At 40.2% G+C, this 26,661-nt stretch carries 24 protein-coding genes and 1 pseudogene; 5 read left to right on the top strand and 20 right to left on the bottom strand.

All coding sequences use genetic code 11. The features are described 5' to 3' along the window. Positions 1 to 56 precede the first annotated feature (56 nt). Positions 57 to 2,936 (bottom strand): cell wall-binding repeat-containing protein, encoded by a 2,880-nt coding sequence (locus tag AB986_RS21215; RefSeq protein WP_053216171.1) that lies wholly within the window; start codon positions 2,934 to 2,936, stop codon positions 57 to 59. Between the two features lie 805 nt (positions 2,937 to 3,741). Here AB986_RS21215 and AB986_RS12745 point away from each other — a divergent pair. Beyond that, positions 3,742 to 3,936, top strand: a complete 195-nt coding sequence (locus AB986_RS12745; protein WP_048311504.1) for a hypothetical protein — start codon at positions 3,742 to 3,744, stop codon at positions 3,934 to 3,936. 211 nt (positions 3,937 to 4,147) lie between these two features. On the opposite strand, the gene AB986_RS12740 is transcribed toward AB986_RS12745, so the two are convergent. The 10 genes from AB986_RS12740 to AB986_RS12695 all read right to left on the bottom strand — a co-directional run bounded on the left by AB986_RS12740 (position 4,148) and on the right by AB986_RS12695 (position 11,342). Next, positions 4,148 to 4,441 (bottom strand): hypothetical protein, encoded by a 294-nt coding sequence (locus tag AB986_RS12740; protein ID WP_048311503.1) that lies wholly within the window; start codon positions 4,439 to 4,441, stop codon positions 4,148 to 4,150. A 26-nt stretch (positions 4,442 to 4,467) separates the two neighbouring features. Then, positions 4,468 to 4,641: a hypothetical protein gene (locus tag AB986_RS22400; RefSeq protein WP_161797373.1), complete on the bottom strand. Its 174-nt coding sequence runs from the start codon at positions 4,639 to 4,641 to the stop codon at positions 4,468 to 4,470. A 103-nt stretch (positions 4,642 to 4,744) separates the two neighbouring features. After that, on the bottom strand, positions 4,745 to 4,936 hold the full coding sequence (locus tag AB986_RS12735; protein ID WP_048311502.1) for a hypothetical protein: 192 nt from the start codon (positions 4,934 to 4,936) through the stop codon (positions 4,745 to 4,747). Between the two features lie 49 nt (positions 4,937 to 4,985). Further along, the gene (locus AB986_RS21210; protein ID WP_053216170.1) at positions 4,986 to 5,516 is read right to left on the bottom strand and encodes a DUF6241 domain-containing protein; all 531 of its coding nucleotides are present in this window, start codon (positions 5,514 to 5,516) and stop codon (positions 4,986 to 4,988) included. Positions 5,517 to 5,536: 20 nt separating this feature from the next. After that, positions 5,537 to 6,223 (bottom strand): DUF6241 domain-containing protein, encoded by a 687-nt coding sequence (locus AB986_RS21205; protein ID WP_053216169.1) that lies wholly within the window; start codon positions 6,221 to 6,223, stop codon positions 5,537 to 5,539. After that, positions 6,224 to 6,751, bottom strand: a complete 528-nt coding sequence (locus AB986_RS12720; RefSeq protein ID WP_048311501.1) for a sigma-70 family RNA polymerase sigma factor — start codon at positions 6,749 to 6,751, stop codon at positions 6,224 to 6,226. It lies immediately after the preceding gene. A 261-nt stretch (positions 6,752 to 7,012) separates the two neighbouring features. Continuing rightward, a complete protein-coding gene (locus AB986_RS12715) occupies positions 7,013 to 7,807 on the bottom strand; it encodes a nucleotidyltransferase domain-containing protein (protein WP_048311500.1) in 795 nt (264 codons plus the stop codon). Positions 7,808 to 8,306: 499 nt separating this feature from the next. Continuing rightward, positions 8,307 to 9,038: an exonuclease domain-containing protein gene (locus tag AB986_RS12705; RefSeq protein ID WP_048311498.1), complete on the bottom strand. Its 732-nt coding sequence runs from the start codon at positions 9,036 to 9,038 to the stop codon at positions 8,307 to 8,309. Continuing rightward, complete coding sequence (locus AB986_RS12700; RefSeq protein ID WP_048311497.1) at positions 9,039 to 10,022, bottom strand: DUF294 nucleotidyltransferase-like domain-containing protein; 984 nt, start codon at positions 10,020 to 10,022, stop codon at positions 9,039 to 9,041. It abuts the gene before it with no gap. A gap of 36 nt (positions 10,023 to 10,058) precedes the next feature. Further along, complete coding sequence (locus tag AB986_RS12695) at positions 10,059 to 11,342, bottom strand: ammonium transporter (RefSeq protein ID WP_048311496.1); 1,284 nt, start codon at positions 11,340 to 11,342, stop codon at positions 10,059 to 10,061. Positions 11,343 to 11,651: 309 nt separating this feature from the next. Here AB986_RS12695 and AB986_RS12690 point away from each other — a divergent pair. Together AB986_RS12690 and AB986_RS12685 are read left to right on the top strand one after the other, a co-directional pair. After that, positions 11,652 to 12,536, top strand: a pseudogene (locus tag AB986_RS12690) (lipase family alpha/beta hydrolase); the annotation flags it as partial. Between the two features lie 445 nt (positions 12,537 to 12,981). Then, positions 12,982 to 13,398, top strand: a complete 417-nt coding sequence (locus tag AB986_RS12685) for a hypothetical protein (protein ID WP_048311495.1) — start codon at positions 12,982 to 12,984, stop codon at positions 13,396 to 13,398. Positions 13,399 to 13,589: 191 nt separating this feature from the next. Here the strand turns inward: AB986_RS12685 and AB986_RS12680 are convergent, their stop codons facing one another. The 7 genes from AB986_RS12680 to AB986_RS12650 all read right to left on the bottom strand — a co-directional run bounded on the left by AB986_RS12680 (position 13,590) and on the right by AB986_RS12650 (position 20,859). After that, positions 13,590 to 14,633 carry a Gfo/Idh/MocA family protein gene (locus tag AB986_RS12680; protein ID WP_048311494.1) on the bottom strand — a complete coding sequence of 348 codons (1,044 nt, stop codon included), beginning with the start codon at positions 14,631 to 14,633 and terminating at the stop codon, positions 13,590 to 13,592. A 13-nt stretch (positions 14,634 to 14,646) separates the two neighbouring features. Continuing rightward, positions 14,647 to 15,735, bottom strand: coding sequence for a Gfo/Idh/MocA family protein (locus AB986_RS12675; RefSeq protein WP_048311493.1), 1,089 nt, complete (start codon positions 15,733 to 15,735; stop codon positions 14,647 to 14,649). Positions 15,736 to 15,760: 25 nt separating this feature from the next. After that, the gene (locus tag AB986_RS12670) at positions 15,761 to 16,582 is read right to left on the bottom strand and encodes a carbohydrate ABC transporter permease (RefSeq protein WP_048311492.1); all 822 of its coding nucleotides are present in this window, start codon (positions 16,580 to 16,582) and stop codon (positions 15,761 to 15,763) included. Continuing rightward, positions 16,582 to 17,520, bottom strand: a complete 939-nt coding sequence (locus AB986_RS12665; protein ID WP_053216168.1) for a carbohydrate ABC transporter permease — start codon at positions 17,518 to 17,520, stop codon at positions 16,582 to 16,584. Before AB986_RS12665 ends, AB986_RS12670 begins: the two co-directional genes overlap by 1 nt. Before the next feature lie 53 nt (positions 17,521 to 17,573). Continuing rightward, the gene (locus AB986_RS12660; protein WP_048311491.1) at positions 17,574 to 18,854 is read right to left on the bottom strand and encodes an ABC transporter substrate-binding protein; all 1,281 of its coding nucleotides are present in this window, start codon (positions 18,852 to 18,854) and stop codon (positions 17,574 to 17,576) included. Between the two features lie 42 nt (positions 18,855 to 18,896). After that, positions 18,897 to 19,652 carry a sugar phosphate isomerase/epimerase family protein gene (locus AB986_RS12655; protein ID WP_048311490.1) on the bottom strand — a complete coding sequence of 252 codons (756 nt, stop codon included), beginning with the start codon at positions 19,650 to 19,652 and terminating at the stop codon, positions 18,897 to 18,899. Between the two features lie 202 nt (positions 19,653 to 19,854). Further along, on the bottom strand, positions 19,855 to 20,859 hold the full coding sequence (locus tag AB986_RS12650; protein WP_048311489.1) for a LacI family DNA-binding transcriptional regulator: 1,005 nt from the start codon (positions 20,857 to 20,859) through the stop codon (positions 19,855 to 19,857). Between the two features lie 571 nt (positions 20,860 to 21,430). On the opposite strand from AB986_RS12650, the gene AB986_RS12645 reads away from it, so the two are divergent. Further along, positions 21,431 to 22,579 (top strand): L-lactate permease, encoded by a 1,149-nt coding sequence (locus AB986_RS12645; protein ID WP_330218550.1) that lies wholly within the window; start codon positions 21,431 to 21,433, stop codon positions 22,577 to 22,579. Positions 22,580 to 22,583: 4 nt separating this feature from the next. Further along, the gene (locus AB986_RS22920) at positions 22,584 to 22,946 is read left to right on the top strand and encodes an L-lactate permease (RefSeq protein WP_330218549.1); all 363 of its coding nucleotides are present in this window, start codon (positions 22,584 to 22,586) and stop codon (positions 22,944 to 22,946) included. A gap of 10 nt (positions 22,947 to 22,956) precedes the next feature. Here AB986_RS22920 and AB986_RS12640 read toward each other — a convergent pair whose 3' ends face one another. Next, complete coding sequence (locus AB986_RS12640) at positions 22,957 to 24,810, bottom strand: OmpL47-type beta-barrel domain-containing protein (RefSeq protein ID WP_048311488.1); 1,854 nt, start codon at positions 24,808 to 24,810, stop codon at positions 22,957 to 22,959. Positions 24,811 to 25,137: 327 nt separating this feature from the next. Next, entirely contained in the window at positions 25,138 to 26,022 is an 885-nt protein-coding gene (locus tag AB986_RS12635; protein WP_048311487.1) for a hypothetical protein, read from the bottom strand. Positions 26,023 to 26,661: the final 639 nt, after the last annotated feature.

Below are 26,661 nucleotides of genomic sequence, written 5' to 3'. Positions count from 1 at the left end.
GAAACCGGCTAATCTTAAAAACGCAACTCCCTGATAGAAAGGAAGTTGCGAATGAATTACTTCTTAAATTGTTCTTTCAGTGACTCTGAAATGACGCTTTCTCCACCATAAAGATAGATGGACTTCACTTTTCCTTTTAGGTGATTCCTAACTTCTTTTTTGACTTCATCTTTGTCTGTCAGTATGACTGGAAGATGATGATCAAATGCAAAGCGCGAGCCACTCAAAGCATCTGCAAAGCTATAAGCATTTGTTAAAGCGATCGCATCTGTTTCAGGATAAAGTTTCTTGGCAATTTCCAGTGACGTCATATACCGCGTTTCCCCAGAAATTCGCTCAATGGTTTTAATACCAAGCTTTTTTAATTCTTTTTCTACTGCTGTTGGAACGACCTCTGTCCCACCAATGATCGTTACTTTTTTCAACGTGTTTTTATTCTGAGTCATGTACTTAGCTACATCTTCTTGAAGATGATTCCCTTTCGTATTTAGAACGATTGGAATTTCTTTTTCAGTAGCATATGGTACGATGCTAAGCGCATCTGCAAAATCTAATCCGTACGCTACTATTACTTCATCAGGATTGTCATTCACTTTGTCAGCGATTTTCAATGCTGTTTGATAACGAGTATCACCACCAAGACGTTCGACAGGGAATGCTTTTGCAAAAGCATCTTCGACTTTCTTTGAAACCGCAGCTTTCTCTCCTAAAATAACCACTTTCCCGTCTTCTTTTAGTACACGTTTCGCCTCTTTCAGTTGTTGTTTGATAACGGATTCGCTATCGTTTACAAGGAGTACATTCCCATTCAACTTATTATTTAGAACCCCACCAGCTAAGGCATCTGGAAAGTCTAATCCAGAAGCCAGAATGACTGTGTCCAACGAGTTGGATGGAAGCTGTTCTGAAAAGGCTCTAGATGTTTCGTATCGATCATCACCAGAAATTCTCTTAAACTCTACTTCTTCTGATTCTGTTTCTTCAACTACTTCTACTAATCTCACATTGTCGATAAAAACATCATAAGGTACTGCAAGTTCAGGATCATTTTCTCCTCTTCCTAATCCAAACATTAAGCTGTAATCACCATCAGATCCTACTTTGATGTACGTTTCATATGTTTCCATTGTGCTTCCTACATCAAATTCCTTAATGCCTGATTCTGATCCTACAAGCTCAACACTCACATCGCGATCACGTTCACTTCTCATGTCAAATTCAACTTTATAGATACCACTTGGAACAGTAACATCTTGCATCAACTGAATATGCCACCAATCCCAACCAACTTTTTGAACTTCAGCTTTTAACTCTTCATTTTCAATGGAGAAGTCAGCTAATCCTGCCCATGTTTCATAGTCTCCTAAGTTGAAAACGTTCCATACTTTGGGCGTTTTTTCATCACCAAACTCTGATGTTGCTTCAAATGTTCCATCAACGATTAAGCTATCGCCAACTTCTTTCCAATCCTTCGACTCATCTACTGGATCCGCACCATCTCCTGGCTCTTCACCATCTCCAGGATTAGTAGGTTCGCCTGGTTCTGGATAGTCAGCTGCCAGATCTTCATACACTCTGACATAGTCTACTTCCATTTGACCTGGGAATCCTGTCGTTTCATCAGGTTCGCCACCGTACCAGCCACCAACTGCCAGATTCAAAATCATATAAAATTCTTGGTCAAATGGTGCTGGATAGTCGCCGTTCGCTGTGTGCCACTCGGTTTGCGTTGTATACAATTCATCATTCACATACCAACGAATTTCACCTGGTTCCCACTCCACACTATAAACATTAAAGTCCGTCGTCGATTGCCCTTCAGGAAACTCGTACTCTCCCGCTGAGTATGAATTTTTTGGCCATAAATCACCATAATGGATCGCCGCTCCGACTTTATTCGTTTCAGAACCTCTATTTTCCATAATGTCGATTTCACCTGAAGCTGCCCAGCCACCATAAACGTCATCTTGAGGCATCATCCAAAATGCTGGCCAATAACCTTGTCCTTCAGGAAGCTTCATTCTTGCTTCGAACTTTCCATAAGCTTGGCTAAACAAATCTTCCGTTACAATTTTCCCTGACGTATGATCATAGGTACCATGCTCATCACTAGCCGCTTCTTCTCTCGCTTCAATAATCAGCTTGCCGTCTTCCAATTTCACATTATCTTCAGCGTAATATTGTGACTCATTATTTCCCCAGCCACTTACCCACTGATCGCCACTATAGAAACCATTTCCTATGCCATATTTCCATTTCGATGTGTCCAGTTCTGTCCCTTCAAACTCATCATTCCAAACTAATTCCCAATCCTGCTCTGCACTCGGTTCACCATCAGGAGGAGTGGAAACTTGTCCTAAGAACGTCAAATCATCAAAGGAATACGTTTTCCCAGTTCCTTCTTTTCCAAAATCAAAAAAGATGGAAACCATGTTAAACGTATAATTTAAATTTAATGCTTCTGTTCCTTTAGACTGATTCGCAAAATCAAACACGAGTGTTTCCCATTCATTTGATTTCGTCGTTACCGCACTCGTTTCACCTGAATGAGTAGGATCGCCTTTTTCTTCAACCTTAAGTCTTACTTCAATCCCTTTATCCGGTGAAAATACGCGAACTGACATGTTCGTATCCGATTCTGAGAAAGGGATAGGAGAAATTGTGTTATTCGCTGCATTTCCAAAGGTCGTTCCAGCCCATGTTGCAGCCCCCTCACCTTTCACTACTTCTACCACATGATTTGAAGCAGCATCATGATCTTCTTTAATCGTCGCTGTTGCTCCTCCAAAGCCCTCAACAACATACGAGTTTCCACTTTCATCAAAGTCTACTAATACTATTTCATCACTACTTTGTTCATTCGCATTAACAGGAATGCTAAAGCTTGGTGCTACTAGTAAAATGGCCAGTAACCAACTAATACCTTTTAATTTCATCCATTTTTCCCTCCAATTTATTAAAACTACGATTCTAGTTTTTCTATTAGGGCTAGCAGACAACCCTTGTCAGAAACCCATCACCTCCAATAATCAGAGCATTAGGAAAGCGCTTTCCAAAAGAGCGACGATAACCCTTCTCCGTTTCACCTTAAGTTTCCGTTCTGATCTTTCAATCCACTATCGAAAGCGGTTTCGATTTGTTGTAAAAAAAGAAACAATTAGATAGAACTTTCTCAAAAAAAAGAAGGTATGTTAATGTATTGTGCTGATCTTCAAAGGCTCATTTACGTCTATGAAACTAAGGTTTCACTCGAAATAGGCAATAGTTGAAACAGCAACAATATAAACTAACATATCCTTATAAAAAGAAAAAACAATGAGAACACCAAATCATCTTATTGTACGTTCTTGCTCTTATAGACACTTCTCTTCGTATTGGTTTCCTTTATTAAGTTCGTAAGCATAGATGTTATGTACCAGGCGATCCAATAGTTATTAAGCAATAATTAAAGATCCTCAATGTTTTATCCTTACTAGCTTTTTTTCGAGAACATAAAATACAGGTAATAACGAAAGCGCTTTCGATAGTATGAATTATAATCTATTGGAATCAAAAATAGCAAGGTTAATTATCAGTTTTTTCTAAAAATAAGGACTTTACTACTTGTTTATTTCCCACCAACGTGATTAATATTGCAATTCACCTTGGTTGACCCTTCCTTTATCCTTCTCCCAACATTTGTAATGAATTCTGAAACTTTATAGACTAGTAAAACGTATTCATAAAAAAGGGGGAATGAACATGACAGCATTTTTTGTGATTTTGCTAGTGATTGTTTTTATTGCAGTTGGGACTTCTAAGGCGTCTTCCACTCGTCGTTCTTCAGGTGGAACGGATCATTCAACCTATACTAGTAGTGTACATCACAGTTCAGATTGTGATAGTGGCGGTGGCTTTGGTGGAGGCTGCGGTGGAGATGGCGGTGGCGGTGCCTAAATAGCTGCGTTTCCCTACATAAGAGAAACACAGCACCTAGATGCAAATAAAGCCTGTGGTTCGTGGAGGCATATCCACGAACCACAGGCTTTATTGATTGTTGCGGGGGTTTGGCTAATAAATCTCGAATTTGGCTAATATAATCTCAGTTTAGCTAATATATTCCGATTTTGGACAATAAATTGGGATTATGGACAATATATCATAATCATCAGCTAGTGATGGTCACATAATTCACGGCCAATGCAATAATTGCAATAGCCAAGCTGCCGGACATGCCAAAATAGAGTAGAGCACGCTTTTTGTTACCCTCTGCTCGTTCCCGTATCGCACCACGTAGACTGAGAATAAAAACGTACACCACGAAAAGCCCAGTTGCAATAAGGTTATTATCGGAATTGGAGTCGAACATCAACAAAAAGAAGCCTCCTATTAAGGCAATATAAATGATTCCCATCACAATTTTACTACGTCTCTTTTTCAAATTGTCTTTGTCCATTTTCATCTCTATCCCCTTACTATGTAAAGCACTTACTTCATTCTATTAATGATGGAATACCCCACAAAACGAGCAAGTAGTCCTGCGACTATTGCAATTGCGATGCTTATGACTGTATTTCCAGTCAGGGCTTGTCCCATGTTAAATCCAAGCGCTAATGCAACACCTATCGCTATTCCAAGCAACAAACCTTGCTTTTGACTCATATTTTCACCGCTTTCTTCTGAAACTCATTGTTTTCGTTTCTATTATTCTCTCAGAGATAAAAAGGTAATCAAACGTTTGTTTAACTTCCAATGCACCATCTATTTAGTCGTCTTTCGAAACCCTCTTCACCTCTTGAAGCAACGGCTCATAGAGGTCTGAACCCTTTTTCACATAGTGAAGTTCTTTCACTCCTGGAACTTTGAGGTGAATCCCACCGCTTTTTTTGTCATACCACAATCGCAGTCCATCAAGGAAAACGGACTTTTCCGTTTCGGAAACTTCTAGCTTCATCATATTTAATCCCATCCTTTTCAATCTAATAAGTTATCATTATCAATTACTTTTAGTTGTAATGCTCTTCGACAAACGCTTGCTCCTCTTCAGCTGTCAGTAAGCGATCCGCTCTTCCTACTGTACCGCCTTTCATACTCCAGAGCTGATTATGAATGTCTACAGCATTGTCAAAATTACCATTCTTCCATTGTGTTAAGGCTTTGTCGTATAAATCATAATGTTCATATTGTCCTGTATCTTTTACTTTATCGAGAATCGAGAGCATATCATCAATGCGCTTATCCGTCATTTCAACGAGCGTCCACTTCTCATCCGCAAAAACTTTTTGGTGTGTCATGCCGTGAAGGGTCTTAATAAAATGGTTCTCAGTAGGTATGTTGTCATCAGCTGTTGAATTTGTTCCGTCATCGACGTAGCGCTCTGGATCAATCTCCTCTTCTGACTCCTCCCCGGACTGCTTTGTTACACCCTTTTCTTCCATTAAGTTTGTGTTCAGATCTGAGATCAACCAGTAAGTAAGGCCTAGAGTAAGGATGACAATGATGGTTATGGATAGTAGTAACGTTTTGGTTGATGGCATTTAATTAGACAACTCCTTAATTATTTATAGTGCAATTCTATAAATTCTTGTTCCTCTTCATCAGTTAACAACCGTGTCGCTTTGCCCTTTGTACCGCCATTCCACCTCCAAATTTGATTATGAACATCCACAGCGTTTTCGAAATTCCCTTTCTTCCATTGAGTTAATGTCTCGTAGTAGAAGTCATAATGTTCATAGGTTCCCTGTCCTTTTATTCTTTCTAGAACTTCCAACATCTCAACAATGCGCTTATCCGTCAATTCAACGAGTGTCCACTTTTCATCCGCAAAAACTTTCTGGTGTGTCATGCCGTGAATAGTATTTATGAAATGCTCTTCTGATGGAATTGAATCACGTTCATTGGTTGTATTTTCTGATGGAGATAATGGTAACTTCTCCCCATCGGGTAATTTACTTGCTTCCGAATCCTCAGTTTCGCTCATACGAGTCATCTCTTCAGATCTTTCCTTATCACCTATTTGTTTTTTCAAGATATTGTTTGAATACCCATATGAAGTAAAGATGATAAGAAGAATAAAACATGAAGCAATAGAAAGAACAGGCACGAATCGCGCACCTTTCCGCTTCGGCTTCTTCGAATGAATAACCGCTTGATAGATCCGCTCCTTATCCACTCTACTTACCTCACCCTTCCTCAGCACCGTTTCATCCATTTTACTCCGAAGGTTTTTTAGCTTTTCATCCATTTATTCAACCTCCTTATAAAGCTCACGAAGTTGTAATTTGGCACGCCTTAATCTAGTTTTTATTGTCTCTGTTTTAACACCTGTTAACTGTTCTATTTCTTGAATGCTTAGGTCCTCATAATAGAACAAAATAATCACTTCTCGATATTTAATCGAAAGCGAAAGCACTTTCTGAGAAATTTCTTCCCCTTCACTTTTTTGAATAAGACCGTCATCAAGACTACCTACTGTTTTCAACTTTTCCTCACTGCGAAGAGGCATTATGGCCCTAAACCACTTGCTCTTCAAATAATCTTTACAGCGATTGACGGTAATTTTGAACAGCCAGGTTTTATAGCTACTGTCTCCCCTAAAATGATCTATGTTTTTAAAACAGGATATAAACACTTCCTGCGTGATATCATCCGCTACCGCCCAATTTTTCACATATGTATAAGCAAGTCGCTTGATCTGCTCAGCATAATCATCAATTAACTCCCTTAATAATTCATTTCTCTCATTCCTGTTCTCCCGTTTCTTCTCCCCCAACTAGCTCCCCCCTGGATTAACCTACCTGATAGACGATTTGCTTTCTAAAATCGGTTCAAAAATTTCACTTTTTAGTTTTGAACCACCAAAATTTCCGTAAATTGGATTAACTTAAGTAATATAACACATGTAAGAACCACAAAAATCCTCCACCGTTTCGCTGCTAGAAATGATTAAGATAGCGCGACTCTTTTTCCATATCGGTTCAAAAAGAAGAACCTTCCATCACTTTCAGCAAATTGATGGAAGGTCCACTCTATGTTATCCCCAAACCTCTTCTAACGTTCTCCTAAAAAGACCATTCAGTTGTTCTGTCGGATCCTCTATCTCAACATCTAACGTTTTTGCATAAGCTTCTAATTGCTCAATCTCTTTCTGTAAGTAGGTTTTGATCAGATTAATTCTCGGTTCAACAATCCATTCCTCACCAGCTCGTTTACGTTTCAACAAATTCATAATAGCTTCCTTGAGCTCTGTAGGAAGCGAAGCATCTTCAACTAGTTCTTCAAACCCAATTGGCGGGATCGATTGATACTTTTTAATCCAATTGCCAGCAAGAACAGGTCGCAGGACATTGAAATACATCTTAATCCGAACGTCTTCTCTCTTCAGACACTCACGAAAATTCCCTTTCGCCATGTTTACGTAATGATACAAACAAGACCTAGGTGAGAAAATCGTTTGTGCCAAGTCTCTGATCTGCTCAGCCGTCGAAAAGGGTTCATGGTAAACAATAGTTGAATGTAACCATTCCAGCAAAGGTGGATTCGACTTTCGGAACAGTTTAAGTGCTTTTGTAAGCTCCCAGCCGCTCATATCCAATCCATCATCAACCGGAATTGACACCTCGTCCCGATTCGGGACTTCGATCACATCTCTTTCTTGATCGATCGACAAGTACCAATTTTTCTTATGTAAGTAAATAAACCGAACATCGTAATCAGAATGCTTAGAAGGTAACCCCCATGCTCTACTTCCCGCTTCACAAGCATAAAGGATTTTAATATCATGATCCTTTTCCGTTTGTTTAATCACATTGATTATATGTTCATGCACAAAAACCACCCGCTTCGCTTGTTTGTCTCACATATATGCAGACAAAGATACTTTTTTTTATTCTATATTGAATGAATGAGAAACTCACTATTAACAAAATTACCTCTTTTTAACATATTCACCACCTCTTTGTGATAATATAGATCTTTCCCCTGACTCAACTTCACATCCAACTAGTCACTTTAGGAGGTACTCGTGAAAAAGCAATGGATAAGTCAACTGGTTATATCGATTAGTCTTATACTAATTATATTGAGTCAAATAGGCTTTGGAGCGAATTGGAGTGAGTTGTCCTCTCTTCGACAAGGGATCTATATAGCTTTAATATGTATATGGGCACTGCATCTAATAACTTTTGTAACAGCAACTGTGTTTAGCAACAAAGCTAAAGCTAACTAATCATAAAGACACATGCAAAAACCAGGCGAGTTCATCATGTCATTGATTAGCTCCCTGGTTCCTATGACTATTCATTTTCGATTTTTGATTCTAAATTCCATTATCCCATCCTCGCCACACGCTCATACACCTCACGCAAGTTCGTAAACCCTAGCTCCTGAACTTTTTTCACATAATAACTCCAAAGATCTGCAGTCATTTTGGCGTCTCCTAATGCATGATGGCGGTCTTTGACTTCGACTCCGCAATTTGCACAGCAGTCTTCCAATTGATACCCTCTTTGCTCCGGATCAACAATTCTTATTAAAAAAGAAGTATCTACAATGCGATGATCAAAATTAGCGCGCATTAAACTCCAACTCGCATGCTGCATGAAAGCTTGTTCATGCTTGGCATGATGCGCAACTAAGGTATGGCCCTTCATAAACTGATAGAAACGAGCCAGTACATCTGAAAGAGGTGGTGCTGATTCCAGATCTTCCTCTGTAATTCCCGTTAATGTTGTAACCTCATCAGAAGGGGCTGTACTCGATTGGACTAACGAATAAAAAGTATCCTTTTCGATTGTTTCACCGGTTACTTTCACAGCCCCAATCGAGAGTATTGCATCCCCTTTATTCGGATAAAATCCTGTTGTTTCAAGATCAAAGACCACAACTCGTAATTCATTTAAAGGAACTTCTAACGTGTTTTTCATTTTCATTTCTTTTTGCATTTGCCTTAACATCGAAATATGATGAGGATTTGACTGATCTTGCATCGAGGCGTACATACTCGGATTGACCTTTCCGGATAGCTGCTTTAAATAGTGAATCATGTGATTCATCCGCATTTACGAACACCCTTTTTCGATTACCTTTTTGGTGTGGTTGTACAGTTCAATTCCTTTTTTCATCATGTCCTTTAGTTCCTTCTTCTGTTCTTTAGGAAGAGAGTCGATCGTCACATAGTGAACGGCATCATAATTTTCTTGTTTACCGCACTCTAGACGAAAGTGTAAGAGCTTCCTAAATTTATCTTCATACTCCCTCCGTTCTGAGCGACCGAGCGTATGATCAGAAATAGAAGCGAGTCTTGATAACGTAGTCGTACTCATCAGTCTCTCCTTTAAGGCAAGAAGCCTTACTGCATTAACATAGGGGAAGAAAGCGGTCTGTTTTAAATTAACATCGCCAGCGTGCGAACCGTGTGTTTCGGCGAGCAGCTGGCCGAATACACCGACTCCCTTTTTAACATGCATTGTATTTTTCAACATTCTCTTTAATAAATACGGCGATTCGTCCATTTTATAGTGAATTTCTTTCTTTAAATCATCAATAAACTCATCACGCCCAACGATCACTCTCGCATCAACAAAAATCAATAGATGGCGGACAGCTTCGAAAGTTTCTTCCTCCATCCAACCGTCAAGCTGACCTTTCCACTGTTCGAATGATTTACACCACAATGGATTTGACGCCATTACATGTCCATCACAAAGTTCATAACCCACAACATTTAATCCATCCGAAATTTCTTTGCCAAGGTTGAGAAAATAATCATGTGACTCATCGCTTGTACTCTCATAAACAATGCCATGATCTTGATCACTCCATAACGCTTGTTCAAACCGACCTCCGCTTCCCATCAGAAAAAATGAAAAAGAAGAGGGGGCTGGACCCCACTCTTTTTTCACTTTCTCTTGAGCAAGCTGAACAACTTGAGTCATCAGCCCATCATGGAAGCGATTCAGCTCAGTATGATTCTTAGCAACTTGCTTTATTTGTTTATCTCTCATTTTTCTTAGATCCTCATAAGTGTCACAACCATCATACATACGACCAGCCTCCATTGCCGTTAAATAGGTAGCTAGTTAACTAGATTTTGTGCTGCCTAGCTGTTGGTCTGACTGGTAGTTTGTTTGCAACAATTCTGGATAGCCGTAGCTACCGTGCTCACTGAGATCAAGACCAATGATTTCTTCTTCTTCACTCACACGTAAACCGTTGAGTACTTTCTTGATGATGAGTAGAAGAATAAACGATACAACAAATGCGTAAGCACCACTAGCACCAACACCTAGTGCCTGAACTCCCAGCTGTGTGAAACCGCCACCGTAGAAAAGTCCCGGTTGACCAACCGTTGCAAGTTCTGGAGTGGCAAAGAACCCAGTTGATAACGTACCCCAAACACCAGCTAGCCCGTGAACGGATAAAGCAAAGATCGGATCGTCCACTTTACGTTTTTCAAAGAATCTCATGCTATAGAACACGATCATACCCGCAACTAATCCAATCACGACGGCACCCCACGTGTCGACAAAAGCACAAGACGCTGTAATTGCAACTAATCCCGCTAATGCACCGTTTAACATCGTTGGCACATCCGCTTTTCCTGTTACGGCCCACGCGACAAGTAAAGCGGCTACTGCTCCAGCACCTGCTGCTAAGTTGGTGTTCATAGCGACAAAGCCAAAGAATGCTGCGTCAGCAGATAACGTACTACCTGCATTAAATCCAAACCAACCTACCCATAGAACAAGCACGCCAAGTGCCGTGAATACCTGGTTATGGCCGGCAATATTGTTTGGAGATCCATCTTTGTTGTATTTCCCAATACGAGGTTTAAGGAGAATCGTTGCAGCAAAAGCACCCATTGCACCTGTTAAGTGCACGACCGTTGATCCAGCAAAGTCTTGTTTACCATGCTCTGCTAACCAGCCTCCACCCCAAATCCAGTGCGCAATAACGGGATAGACAAGAACTGAGAAAAGAATCGCAAACAGAATATAAGCAGTTAACTTCGCGCGTTCGGCAAAGCCACCAAATGCGATGGTTAATGATATCCCCGCGAACGCTAGTTGGAATAAGAAGAAAACAGGTGCGGATAGCCCTAATCCTTCAATTTCATAACCTGAATAGAAAAAGTCCGTTAATCCGAAGAACGCATTTCCTTCACCGAAAATCAACCCATATCCAACTGCCCAAAACACTAATGAGGATATCCCAAATGTAAAGATGGTCTTACCCGCAATATGCCCGGCATTTTTCATTCGCGTTGACCCTGCTTCAAGTAAAATAAAGCCACCTAACATCAAAATAACAAGCACTGCTGAAAACATCACCCAAAGACTATTCATCAGAAACATCGAATCCATCCTAACTTCCCCTTTCAATTTTCAGAACCCTAAAATACAATCGTTTTTGGAATATGCCAATTAATCTGATATTTATTATTATTAGTATTTTTGCATGAACTTAAATCCACTACAACAATCATGTCACATTATCTCTCCTACAAATCGTTAGCACAATTCAGTTCTGATTCGTAAGTCTTTTTGAGCCAATTAAAAAATAGATTAATAACAATACACTCTACTGCATAAAGGTGGCGAGGAACAATCCTACATCATCTTGGAAGGAAGAATGAGTATCCTGTTGTATTTGTACCTGGTCTTTTTGGTTCAATGAGTGATGAAATTATTCCAGGGACTGGAGATTGGCACTTTGGTGTTGCCGGTATTGTTTATAAGCCTTTTATCGAGTTGCTCCAGAAGGAATTAGGGCTCACTGAAGGGGAAAATCTATTCATCGCTTATTACGATTGGCGAAAACCTATTCGTCATTCAGCACAACATTATTTATATGAATCGATCCAAAGAGCTAAGGAAATATCAAAACAGAAGAAGGTGCACATTGTTTGCCATAGTATGGGGGGATTAGTGAGTCGAACCTATGCGCAAAGCTCTTATTACAGTAACGATATCGATCAAATGATCATCATGTGTACACCGAATGCAGGATCACCTCCTAACTTTAGCTATTGGACTGGCGGCTCTCTTCCGATCAATTCAGGAGAAAAGATCAATCTCGTTCGTCTTTATATGGAGGCGTATTTATGGTTGCTTCCAAAGGTCCACCATTCCAACGAACTAACGGCGATCCATCACTATTTTAAAGGGCTACACGACATTGTCCCTAGTCAATCATTCGGAAACTATTTGCTATGTAAACAGAGCGAATACACCCCCATCCCCTATGATTCAATGAAAACCAAAAATCACTTCCTAGATCACCTTAATTCGAAAACGAAGAAGTTACAAAAGAGAAAGATCACGGTCACACTAATTGCTGGGATTGGAAAAGAAACAATTGAATACTTCGAAGTAGTGCCTTCCTCTTCCAAACAAGAATGGGTCGATGGTAAAGTGATCAACGCAATCAAAACGGATGCTGGAGATGGGAACGCAGCGTTAAAAAGCGTGTTTGCGATCGATGGAGACAAACATGTTGTAAAAGGAACTCATAATGAAGTTCTCTTTAAAAGTCTTCCGATCATTTCGCAAAAGCTCGAAATCAGTGATACCAGAGCAAACGAATCGTATCTTCTTGATGAGGACTATTGCCTTTTACTACTAAAAGGGAAAGGCAAGATTAACATTACGGAGAATGAAGAGAACTGCAAGACGGATCCGGACAACACTGGTTATTATCAATTAACTGTTAACGATTTAACTAGCCTGTTTCTATCAGAAAAACTTCTTCAATCACACAGCGTGAACTATGCGCCAACAAGGAAAGAAACAGTTAGCTATATGATTATCAGGGGTAACGAAAGAGTAGAGAAGACAGTAAAGATGAGCGATCATACTCCGTTTATAATTTTATAGTTGATCACGAGGAACAGTTCCACTCATTTACTGCTCTTCTACCCAAAAATAGTGGTAGGATAGCGTAGGATGGTTTAAAATAGTGCATTAACAAGATAGCTTTACAAAAAGGTAGTGATTAAGAAACATGTTATATATATGGGATGTCGAAAAAATTATTAAAGACACGTTGGAAGAACACGATTTAGCGATCAATTATGAATTCAATAACGAGCTAAACGCTCCAATGAGCTATAACGTATCAACGAACACGATTAAATTTAACTATTTACAAATCAACGGGTACCAAGCAAAAGTAAACTTTAAACTAAAAGAAAACGAAGAAAATATCGCTCTACTCCTTCTCTACCACGAGATCGGATATTATTTAGACTTTAAAAAGCACAGGCATGACTTGAGGATCTTAATGTACGAAGATGAGGAAGTTCAGCAAAAGCTTCTCGCTGAAATTGAAGAGAACGCCTGGGAATTCGGGCGGAAGTTTGTTCCTGATCATTTGAAGGAGTCTTATGATAAGTTGCGGGAGATCGATCGGGAGTTTTAGAATGGGTTGGTACAGAAAAGGGCAAAACCAAGATGGTTTCGCCCTTTTCTTTAAGGGATTAGCAGTACGGGACTGTTGATTCACTTGTATTCATAAAACAAGGAAAGCTAATTATTCGTGCAGATATCGTCCTAGCTCTACTTTACCTTTACATACTTTGAAATGAATCATGAGGACCTTCCCCTGACTCTCTAAACCACAGCTCTACCAACATCCACCTTAACAACACGACCGGTTTCATTCGCTTCAAGCGCAGCCAGGATAACGTCCAATGACTTCATTCCTTCTTCCCCACTCACTTTTGGAACTTCATCATTTACAATGCAATCCACAAACTTCTCAATCACATGGGTATTCAGTTGTCCACCTTCTTCGTTCGTCTGGATTTTTTGGAGTTTATTCTTTACCACGTCACCGTTCTTATACTCAACAACTAATGAATAGTCCGGGTCATCTTCAAGACGCAGAACAGCATTTTCACCATAAATAATCGTAGAATTGTCCCCGCCTGATACATAAGACCAGCTAGCTGCTAGAGTACCTACAACACCTGTTTCGGTCTTAAGAATACATACTGCGTTGTCATCCACATTTGTATTTTCCTTGGCATTCGTTCCAACAAATGCTCCTACTTCAACAATTTCTCCAAGAAGGTATCTCAACAAATCTGATTTATGTACACCAAGGTCCCCCATGGCACCAATAAATGCTCTTTCTTTATCGAAAAACCAGCTAGTCGCTCCATCAATGCTCCAGCTCTCAGGTCCCGGGTGGCCGAATGTAGTCCGAAAGCTATAGATCTTACCAACTTTTCCACTTTCAATCAGCTCTTTTGCTTTCACATGAGAATCTACAAACCGTTGGTTATGAGCAATCATCAGTTTTTTGTCATTTGCCTTTGCAGCCCGAATCATAGATTCAGCTTCTTCACGTGAGGTCGCCATCGGCTTCTCACACAACACATGCTTCCCTGCATTTGATGCAGCAATGGAAACAGGGGCATGCAAAGAGTTTGGTAGACATACACTTACTGCATCGATTTTATTATCCTCTAATAAATCACGATAATCCGTATAGGCCACCCCGCCATATTCCCTCGCCATTTCCTCAGCACGGTCCTTCACAACATCACAAACCGCTACGATTTCAACCTGTTTATGAGACCGATATTCCGGTAAGTGACGTCGCCTTGCAATACTTCCGCATCCGATAATAGCTACTTTCATTTTCTGCATCTCCATCCCTCTTTCATTTTGTAATTTCACTCGGAAGTGCTTCAGGTTGACGGCACGTGCTTGTCATCCGGTAATGCTCACCTTTTATTGACGATTCATGAATGCCATGCATGGTTTCCAGTATATGATAAGCAAGTTCTCCATTTGCTCGATGCGGCCGCCTATTTTTCAAAGCATCTACCATATCGATTACACCGATTCCGCGACTATTATCAATAGAGCCATGGGTAATAGCAATTTCAGACCATTCTACTTCACCAGGTTTCCTCAAGAGCACTTGTCCGCCGAACGTATTCGGATCGGGTACACTCAGTGAACCTTTCGTTCCATAGATTTCTATAAAGTGTGTTTTAGATCCCCACACATCAAAGCTCGTAATCAGCGTTCCAATCGCACCATTTTCGAAGTCCAGAATCCCCGCTACATGCGTAGGCGTCTCCACCTTAATTTTCTGACCGTACTTTGGCTCGCTTGTAATCGTCCGTTCAGGTGACGTCACTCGCGTCGATCCAGTGAGACGCTGAACAGGTCCAATTAAATTGATAAGAACCGATAAATAATAAGGACCCATATCAAACATTGGTCCGGCACCAGCACGATAGAAGAATTCCGGATCTGGATGCCAGCTCTCAGGACCATGCCCCATCATAAATGCTGTCGCAGCAATTGGTTCTCCGATTGCGCCGTCCTGAATGAGCTTCTTGCATGTCTGAAGACCCCCACCCAGAAATGTGTCCGGAGCCGATCCGACTAAGAGACCCTTCTCTTCAGCCTTCGCTAACACTTTTCTGCCATCCTCAAGCGTAATCGCGAGCGGTTTCTCTGAATAGACATGCTTTCCTGCTTCTATTACACGTAAACTGATCTCTGCATGTGCCGCCGGAATAGTTAAATTAAGAACGAGATCAATCGCATCATCATCAAGTAATTCATCTACCCCGAGCACTAGATCAATCCCGTATTTATTCGCTTTCTCAACTGCTTTCTCATGATTCAGATCGGCTACTGCAACCACTTCAAGACTCTCCAGTTCTCGAAGGTTCGTTAAATAAATATCGCTAATATTTCCGCAGCCAATCACACCAATTCTAATTTTGTCCAACTTCTCTCACTCCTTTTAAACCTCTCTATCCTTTTACCGCTCCACCTGTTAGTCCTTTAACAACTTTTTCTTGCGAGAACAAGTACACAACGAGCATTGGTAGACTTGCCAATGATAACGCTGCCATCAAACCTGGTACGTTGACTGAGAATTCCCCATAGAAGTCCTGTAATCCTAATGGCAATGTCATATTTTCCGGACTGGAAACAAGGACAAGCGCAAAGATAAATTCATTCCACAGATGGATAAAGTTATAAATGAAAACCGTCATGAGTGCAGGTGTTAGCATTGGAAGCATAATACGCCAAAAGATTCCAAAATGGGAGCATCCATCGATCTTCGCTGCTTCTTCCAGTGACTTCGGAATTTCCTGCATGAATTGCGTTAAAATAAAAATTGAAATCGGTAGACTGAATGCGATGTATGGTCCAATCAGGGCAAGCAATGAATCATATAATCCCATATCTTGTGACAACTTGAAGATCGGAATTAACGTAGCATGAATCGGAAGCATCATTCCTGAAATAAAAAGAAGAAACAATCCGCGGTTCAAGCGAAATTTCATTCTGCTTAATGGGTAACTCGCAAGAGCGGCAATCAACATAACCGCCACAACAGCTACAACCGAAACAAGAATACTATTCAAGAAGTATCGTGTTAATCCCATCTGAAAGACATCAGCATAGTTTCCTAGTTTTATGCTAGTAAAGATGGCGAACGGCTTCTCAAAGAATGTGCTCTGATCTTTTAAGGAAGTCGAAATCATGTAAACAAATGGATAACCAGTAAATACGAGAAGCAGTAGACCTACTAGATATAAAGGCGCCTTTCTTAGTGATTGAACCATTAGAAAGCTCCTTTCTTCTTACGGTTATAATCAACAACCTGAATTAGAACCGTGACAACCAGCGCAATCAGAAACATAATAAACGCGATGGCACTTGCATATCCCATATTGAAGTTAATAAACGCCTGTTTAAACATGTATGTTCCCATTAACTCTGTCGCATGGTTCGGGCCACCGCCGGTCATAATGTAGAAAATATCGAACGCTTTAAGTGATCCAACTATCGCTAGAATCGATGAGCTAACGATCGTGGGCATAAGCAAAGGCAATGTAATATGAAAGAATTTCTGCCACGAATTCGCCCCGTCAATTTGTGCGGATTCATAGAGTTCCTCTGCAATCCCTACCATTGCAGCCTTAAAGAGAATCATGTAGAATGGCGAGAACTGCCATACCACAACTAGTAGAATGGCAATCATAGCCGTATTATCATCACTCAGCCACGCTACATTTTCAAAACCTAGCACGTTCACAAGTTGATTAATGATGCCATTAATCGGATCAAACATGTACACCCACAATAACCCGATTGCAACAGTTGACATTAAGAATGGTAGAAAATAAACACTACTAAATAATCGAATCCCTCTAATGGGTGCAAACAGCATCAGCGCCATAATCATACCTAAAGGGATTTGAACAAATACGGATGTCAACACAACCCAGACATTGTTCGTAAGCGATGTCCAAAAAATCGTATCATTGAATAATTGAATATAATTATCGAAGCCAATGAACGTTTTATCACTTGTTCCATCCCAGCTGTAGAAGCTATAGCTGAGCGTAGATAGAATAGGGTATACGACATAAACGAGATAAACAATCAGTGCAGGTGCCGTGAACAGTCCAATCGTTACGGCTTTCCTGACATTTCGTTTTTTCGTTCCTGCCATAACCCTGGCCGTATTACTTCTTCTCGTCACCTCAGCAGTCTCCATGTGTAACACTCTCCCTCCCTATGATAAGAAAAAGGGGATGCCCCCTCTTTCTCTTATTCAAGAAGCTCTTCAGCCTTCGCTTCCATTTTCTTAGCCGCTTCTTCTGGTGTCATGGATAAGCCAAAGAGTGCCTGCGTGGTGTCTTTATGCAGTTCAGCAAGCTCTGGAGGTAGTGTTTGGTCATAAGGCATTTGGATATGGGAAGCATTCTGTGCCACCTCATAAAACTCTTTCACAAAATCATCCTTCGGAACTACTCCCTTCACAGCTGTGAGTGTCCCTGTTCGATCCGTAAACTTTTGTGAGGTTTCTTTAGTTGTAAGTGCCTTAATAAATTCAGCAGCTAGTTCAGGATGCTCTGACTCTGATGCCACTGACCACACTGGCCCAGTTGCACCACCAACTTGTGTTTGATTCCCTTCACCGCCAGGGATCGTTGGAAAAACGAAGAAACCAAGCTTTTCCTCAAAATCTGGAGCTTCCTCACGGACATTATTTAAGAAGGAAATCGTCATGTCCATCATTGCAGCCTGTCCAGAATACATTAACTGACGGCCACGCCCTTCATCATATGGAATGCCATTAAATCCTTTGTTAAAAGCATCCATCTCAACTAATTCCTGAATGTATTCTCCCGCTTGAACGTATGCCGGGTCATCAAATCCACGTCCCTCTCGGTTAAATGCGCTCTCGAATAAATCGGGTCCACCAATACGACTCGCAAAGTTCATTAAGTAATACGCTCCAGGCCACTTTGTTTTATTCGTTAACGCAAGAGGCGTCACATCATTCTCATTCAACGTCTTGATTACATTGGTAAATTCCTCATATGTTTTCGGTTCTTCAAGATTGTATTTCTCGAAAATTTCCTTATTATAAAAGATGACATCAAGCGATAATCCCATAGGCACACCATATACCTTGTCATCAAACGTTCCGTTATTTAACGCCATCTCCAAGTAATGGTCCTGATCCACATTCGCCGTAATATCTTCAACATTTCCCTGATCAACGAAATGCTTCAGCCATCCGCCGCCCCAGCTCTGGAAAATATCTGGCGGATTACCTCCCGACATGGAAACAGCTAACTTCTGTTTGTATGCATCATTTGGCGCTTGCAACAACTTCACTTTCACACCGTCATTTTCTTCTTCAAACTGCTTGGCAACTTCCTCAAAAAGGGCTTCACGCTCACCCGTTTCAATGTGCCACATTTCAATAACCTTCTCATCTCCATCACCTGAACCGGTACTTGTCGAAGCACCTTGATTCCCACCACAAGCTGCTAACAAAAGCATTGCAATTACTGATAATAAAGCCGTTAGTTTCTTCATGCTTTACCCCCTCATTTGTAGTAAAGACAACAATCGAATTCATTAAGAATGCTTGCTAAGGAAATAGTTCATGCTGATTTCAATACTTTCTAAAGGAGAGCGATTACATCTATCCTGTTCAACAATCCACCATTCAACGTTCGACGCATTTCCCTGATTCAATACCGCGTTAAGATCAACTCCGCCCGTTCCGAGTTCAGCAAAGACTTTCTCACCATCCGTTGTCATATCTTTTAAATGAACAAGTGGTGTTCGATCCTGATAACGTCTCATCCACTCCACCGGATCCTCTCCAGCGCGCGTTAACCAATAAATATCGAATTCTGCTTTCACCCATTCTGGATTCGTCTCATCTAAAATAGTTTCAAGCGCCGTTTTGCCATTTCTTAAACGCTCTAATTCGAAATCATGATTGTGGTACGATAACGTGATACCTTCTTTCGAGCATTCCTGTCCAATGTCATTCAAGCTGCGAATAAGTTCCGAATAACCTTCCTCCGTTCGTTGTTCCGGTGCAATAAACGGGCAAACGATCTTGTTACTTCCAATTTCACGCTGGTACGCTATTACACTTAGAAGATCTTCTTGTAACGAATCGAGTGGAATGTGGCTAGAAACTGCTTTTAATCCAAGTTGATCAATTACTTTTTTCAAATCTTTTGCAAGCATGCCGTAATAACCAGCAAATTCCACACCTTGATATCCGATTTCCGCAACTTTTTCTAATGTACCAACAAAATCTTTCTCACACTCTTCTCGTAACGTGTACATCTGTACTGCAACAGGTATATTTGCCATTTTTCTAACTCTCCTTTGTAAAATAGATATGACTTTCTAAACTGAAGATCAGTCATTCACCTCCCGAAAATAGTTAACCGACAAAATGTAATGGATTACATTTTAAGCCATGATAGAACACAAGAAATCATATTAATCAACGTTCTGCACTTCTCTCAAAAAGTAAACGATTACATTTAATTGTAACAGAATAGTCATAAGACTAATCCTGATTCTGAGATCCACATGACTCCCTGATAATAAGCTTTGTATCAAGAACATGCTGTTTCTTCTCGAGAGGTTCCCCTTTAATCTGCTTTAGTAGAAGCTCCATTGATCGCTTTCCCATCTCAATAAACGGCTGTGCAATTGTTGTTAGAGCAGGTTCAAAGATAGCAGAGAATTGGATGTTATCAAAACCAACCACAGCAACATCTTCAGGTACACGAAGCCCATGTGCTTTAACCGCTTTAATCGCCCCCATCGCCATTGTGTCGTTTGCTGCAAAGATCGCAGTTGGTGACTTATCTAAAGCTAGAAACTTCTGCATCTGATTGTATCCGGACTCATAGGAATGACTACCTTCCTGGATCAAAACACTTTCTACTCCTATGTCACGCTCAAGAAGCGCTTGTCTGTAGCCTTTTAACCGATCCCTGCTTAACGGAATATCCAAAGGACCTGTAATGATGCCTACTCTTTGATGACCAAGTTGCAGTAAGTGTTCTACTGCAACACGTGCACTGCTAATATTATCAATCGCCACAGTAGGTGCGGTTAATCCTTCAATATAATCTGAGGTTAAGACAACAGGATAATCGTCTCCTAACTCTGAAATGATTTGGTAATCTAATCTTGTTGTTAATAAAATCATTCCATCAACTTGCTTCTGCTTCAGCTCCTCTATGTAGCTATAAGCTTTATCAGGTTCCTGATTTGTATTACCAAGAAGAACTTTGTAACCCGATTGATTCGCGACGAGATCAATTCCTTCAATCATTTGAGGAAATACATTATTTGCAATAGACGGTACCATAACAAGAATCGTTTTTGTCTCCGTCCTTCTAAAATACCGAGCTAAAATATTTGGCTGATAATTCAACTCATCAATTGCCTTGAGAACCTTAGTACGCGTCTTCTCTTTTACCGTCTCAGGGTTTTGTATCACCCGAGATACGGTCGCCGTCGATACATTCGCAAGCCTTGCCACATCTATCATGTTCGCCATTATGCTTGTCTCCCTAGTGTTTAAAATACGTGTCCTATTTTAAACTATAAATGGCTGTTCGTCATAATTCAACCCAAAATGTAATGGATTACATTTTATGAGATGGTTTCCCTTAGTTGTGTCGTTTGACCTCATTATAGAGGAACATTTGGAGTATCACAATGGTTTTTTGAAAATTAATTATATTTAGTTTATTTAGTGTATAGGAATCATCATTGAGTGACTGGGACGGTTCTGCTGATTCATTAGAAAAATATCAAAAAGAAGTTGAACGAATCAAATTCATGATTCGTCCAACTTCTTTCTCTCGAATTACTTAATATTATTTATCCAGTTAATAATTGAATCACCAGAACCGCTTCCGTGATTCACAGTGTGAGATTCATCACATAAAGCTATCTCCTATTCATATATACTCATTTGTGTAAAGTATCACAATCAACTAAGCATACATTAGGGTGATAATCATGAATGGTTACGAACTTTTAACAGCTTTAACCCCCGTCCTCGCGGTATTTATTCTTCTTGTTCTATTGAGACTTCCGCTACAAAAGCGATGCCGGTTAGTTTGTTGCTTACTGCTATTTTGGCTTATGTTGTATGGAAAATTTCTCTTGTACAAATTGTAGCGGCTTCTCTTGAAGGGCTTATTATTTCAGTATCGATTCTTTGGATCGTCTTTGGTGCGATCTTGTTATTAAACACGTTACGGAATAGTGGTGCTCTCGATGCGATTCGGACGGGTTTTATGGGAATTTCAACGGATCGAAGGGTGCAACTGATTATTATTGCGTGGTTGTTTGGGGCATTCATCGAAGGCGCAGCTGGTTTCGGAACTCCTGCAGCGATTGGCGCTCCGCTGCTTGTCGCACTTGGTTTCCCTCCGCTTGCTGCTGTCGCGCACGCTCTGATCGCTGATAGTAGTTCAGTATCATTCGGAGCTGTCGGAACGCCTATTATTGTAGGTGTTGACCAGGGGCTTCGTCAGGGTCCTGCTGTCGCGGATCAAGTCACAGCATCCATTGGGAATCAGTCTATGGGGGACTATTTGCAGGCTGTGACGCAAAGTGCCGTATTTATTGATTTATTCGTAGGTACGTTTATTCCACTTATTTTAGTCATGATGTTAACACGCTTTTTCGGGAAAAATCATTCTTGGAAAGAAGGATTAGCTCTATGGAAGTTCGCTCTATTCGCTGGACTTAGTTTTACCGTTCCAGCTTTTATTGTCGCAAGCCTCCTAGGACCTGAATTTCCTTCGATCATTGGCGGACTTGTAGGGCTTGCCATTGTCATTCCTGCCGCAAAACGAGGATTTCTACTTCCTGAGGAGTCGTGGGATTTCGAAGAATCTACTGTAAACACACCGAATATAAGTAGAACCCTTCCGCTATGGCTTGCCTGGATCCCTTACCTTTTAGTAGCAGTTTTCTTAGTTTTGACACGGTTAGATTTCCTACCGATCAAAGACTGGTTAAGATCAGTGAAAGTAGGCTGGCAACAAATTCTCGGTACAGAAATTAGTACATCATTTGAACCACTGTATTTACCCGGATCCATTTTCCTTGTCGTCATTCTCATTACCATCTTCATTCATAAAATGTCTATGAAAGCAGTCAAAGTAACCGTTGTTGATTCTCTAAAAACAATGGTTGGGACCGTTAGGTACAGCTGTACCAATGGTTCGGATCTTCATCAATTCAGAATTGAACGGTGCTGATTTAATGAGCATGCCAATGGAACTAGCAACAATGGTTGCGAACTCTGTAGGAGATGCCTGGCCACTCGTTGCGCCCTTCATCGGAGCACTCGGATCATTCATTTCAGGAAGTGCAACCTTTAGTAACATGATGTTTTCCCTCTTTCAATTCAGTGTAGCCGATCAGCTCCAAATGAAAGAGCAACTCGTGCTGTCTCTCCAAGTTCTTGGAGCAAATGCAGGTAATATGATCTGTGTCTTGAATGTTGTTGCTGCCGCGTCTGTTGTTGGAATGGTTGGGAAGGAAGGTACGATTATTCGGATGACGATTGGGCCTATGCTGTTTTATGCTTTGGCTTCAGGGGTGTTGGGGTTTGTTTGGGTTTGAATCACGTGAATCACCGTTTCCCTTTATCATGTGGAACGTCTACTGTGACTACTTCAATCGAATCATTACCAGCATAATCTGTTACTAAGTAAGTTATTGTATACACACGCCCCGATTTTTTTCCTGACCGCTCTGCACGTAGGGAAAACTCTGTATCCTCGGTACCATACTCTACACCTTGAATGTCATCTTGACGTCCATCATCTTCATTACTTGTGATTGACACTAGCTCAACAGAGTCGACTTCTGAAGTGGTATCAGAAGAGGCCAACGTGGCTAAGATCTCATGCATCTTTTTATTCGGTGACCATAAATTATACTTGTTCAATCCGACTTCTAGCTCCGGTACAGTAGTATCTACGTTCAAATCTATCGTTTGTGTATCTTCTACGTTTCCTGCAACATCAGTTGAACGAAACTCTACGTAATGCATTCCCTCTTGCAATGTAACTGGAATCTCATAAGACATCCATTCTCCTTTATTTAACCTAAACTCTGTAGTATCAATTCCAGAGCCTCTATCTTCAGGTGAGAGAGTGAGTGTTGGATTTGAAACATACCAGTCGTTCTTTCCTTTCGTTCCTTCTACTGAAAAGTTTGATAGTGGTTTGGTTGTATCAATCTTCAGTTGAACCGTCTTTCTATCTTCTACATTACCCGCTTCATCTGTCGAAAAATATTCAACTGTCCATACACCATCACCTAAGGATTCAGGGGTAGTATATTGGATCCAATCTTCACCATTTTTACGATATTGGATAGTGGCGTCTTCGTTTACTGAGAATTCTAGTGGAATGTTTTTATTAAACCAACCAGTTTCAGGAACTTCAGGAATGACCATTGATGTGACCGGTGAAGTTTGATCTTTCATCAATGCTTTTAACCGAGGGAGGTTGTTCCCAGTTCCGATGGTCCATATTGTGTTATTCCATTCTGGGTAGATTAGCTCGCTTACTATTGAATAATTATTTTTTTCTACCAAAAAGGAGTTGTTAATAGTATTTCCCCGATCATCTCCAAGAAAATTTACTTTTCTTCCCACCGGTGCTATTACTCCAAATGAATTATGAATTGAACTATTGTCTGCTATACCTATAAAATGTTTATATGTTTCGTCTTTCATAGTAGTATAAGAATTTTTTATAGTATTTTTATAAGAGTACCCAATCATTCCTCCAGTTTGGATCGTATTAGAATCTAGTGTCCCTTCAACAAATACATTTTTAACTTGAACGCTAAACGAGTAGCCAATCATTCCTCCCACCATATATGTGCCGTGTACATCTCCTATAAAAATTGACTCCGACAATGTACCTCTCATGTAATTCCCAACAATTCCGCCAGTATAATTAGCACCACCACTTTCTACAGTCCCATTGACAGCTATTCTTCTTATTATAGATGAATCAGCCCCTCCAGCGATCCCTGCAGTGTAATACTGCCCTCCTGTAATTGAAGCGTTTAGTAGATATAAGTCTTCTATTGTAGAGGATTTAATGTACCCAAATAAACCTACCTCCCATTCATCTGGTCGTTTGATAGTTAAATTTAAAATGGTATGCTGATTTCCATTAATACTGCCAGTAAATGGGGAATAAATAGCACCAATCGGATTCCAGCCTTTACCATCAAGATCGCCGTATCCACTTAAGTCAATGTCAGCACCTAATTCGAAATGTGCGTCCAAATAATTTCTTACTTGATCTAATTGGTCAGCCGTTTCGATAATATAGGGATCATTTTCTGTACCTGCTCCACTAGCAAAGGGATGATCAACATTCGCACTGACTTCCCCTGACAGGCTTGACAATGCTACAAACATCAATGAGGTCAATACAAAAAGTTTGATAACTGATTTGTTCATTCGTTAGTCTCCTTACTTGGTTTAGTTAAAAATCTAATCCGTTCTCAATAAAGAACAAAATAACATCCCCCATCAAATAGTAAAACAGAAGGACGGTTCTAATGATTTCCTTTCCCTATAATTAAATTAATCAAGAAAACCAGTATAACCTTCCTTTAGACCGCTCTTTCTCTTTTTATCCTTAAAACCGTAAAACCAGGTGGCCTAATGTAAAAGGGTTAGCCACCTGGTTTGCTTGTGTCTTAAGATGAAACCAAGAGGAACTTACTAAGGTTCTTCATCTATTTACTACTACTTTGAATTACCACACCGCTATCCCCCTTTAGGTTAAGTGGTAAAGCTAAGTGTTTCGGAATTATCTGCAATAACGGAATTAAGAGATCTTTGCGTTTCAACATCTTTAAGATCAATTGTTGAGTTTGCATAAAAACCAACTAAGATGTTCTCTGTGACAATGATGGAATTTGGGATTTTATTAGTATTAAATACCTGATCTATGTTAAAACGCCAAAAATGATGTTTTTTCCATTTGTTTGGATAATTAGTCCAAAAAGAACCAGACAATTTTGCTTCGTACACTATTTCCACTTTCATACTCCCTCGACTTGCATTTATTATCGCTTCTACTGCTTGTCCTGGTTCTAAATTCACATGCACGCCAGAAGAACGGCCCACCTCTATTTGTTTTGAATGAGATGTTTCTTCTCCCCATGAATGGGAGTAAGCTATTTTAGTTTCACCTCCAGCATCACCACCTGGGAAGCCTACTGTATAATTAATAGCTTGCGAAGCCTCAATCTTATTTGAACTACTCCATGAACTTTCAACTGTTTCACTTACTGAATCTTTAATTGCACAGTCAAATGTAGCATGACTACTACTGTCGTTCTTAAACGTTTGGCTTGATATAACAACTGGTTTAGAGGTAATATCAATTACTTTAGCGTCCTTAACCTTCAAAACAGTTGAGGTTTCATCTCCACCAAATTTTCTAAACAGATCACCCCATGGTGTCGGACTATAAAGAAATACATCCTTAGGCGCTTGGCCGAAAAAATTTCCTACGGATTTCTTTAATTGATCTCTCTCAACTCCAAAATTCTTCATTTCCTTTTTGGTAATAATGTGACGAACACTTCCAACTGCTGTCACGCTAGATGATTCTTTGTCCAGACCAGGCTTGATACTAATCTCAATACCGTCTTGGCTCATTAAAATACATCTCCCTTTTTTTATTACCATTTGCTACAGAACAACTGGACGAAAGGTCATACCATTTATAACATACTAAAACATTTACTTCAATAAATTTACAGATTATTCCGAAAATAAAAAGGTCACGGGTACGGTTCTACTAGAATCAGCGGGACGGTTCTCGTGATTCCCTACATTTCTGATTGATTTAATGCAAACGACTTGTTATAACTGTTAATCATCACCGGCAATGTACCGTGAACCTATTCATTCAAGCCCTTTTATTAAAGTCTGCGAAACTCCCAGTATTCTTGCCATCTGCCTTTGTAATAACCCCTCAACACGCTTCAACCTCTATAAAATCGGATCTCGTTTCTCTATCTGCAAACTTTTCACCCGAGCGCTTCCCACCTTTCCAAGTATTTCTACAATAACAACAGCCCTTACCATTTTATAGAAAGTAGTCATTTATTTTGATGAAGAATATAGTAGCATGGAGTAACTCGTCTTTTGGGGGAATAACGATGAAGTTGTGATGAGTAGATAACATTTTAAAGGTTAATCTTTCAGAAGATAATTGCACTTTATCTTATTCTCCTTTAACGAGACATTTCCTAGCACTACTCGTCAAGGCGCTTTAATCAAACGTTTGTTTAA

This window comes from Guptibacillus hwajinpoensis, assembly GCF_001039475.1.
In the GTDB taxonomy this organism is placed as follows: Bacteria; Bacillota; Bacilli; order Bacillales; family Guptibacillaceae; genus Guptibacillus; species Guptibacillus hwajinpoensis.
The sequence above is the reverse complement of the archived record's forward strand: the minus strand, read 5'-3'. Positions and strand labels throughout refer to the sequence as shown.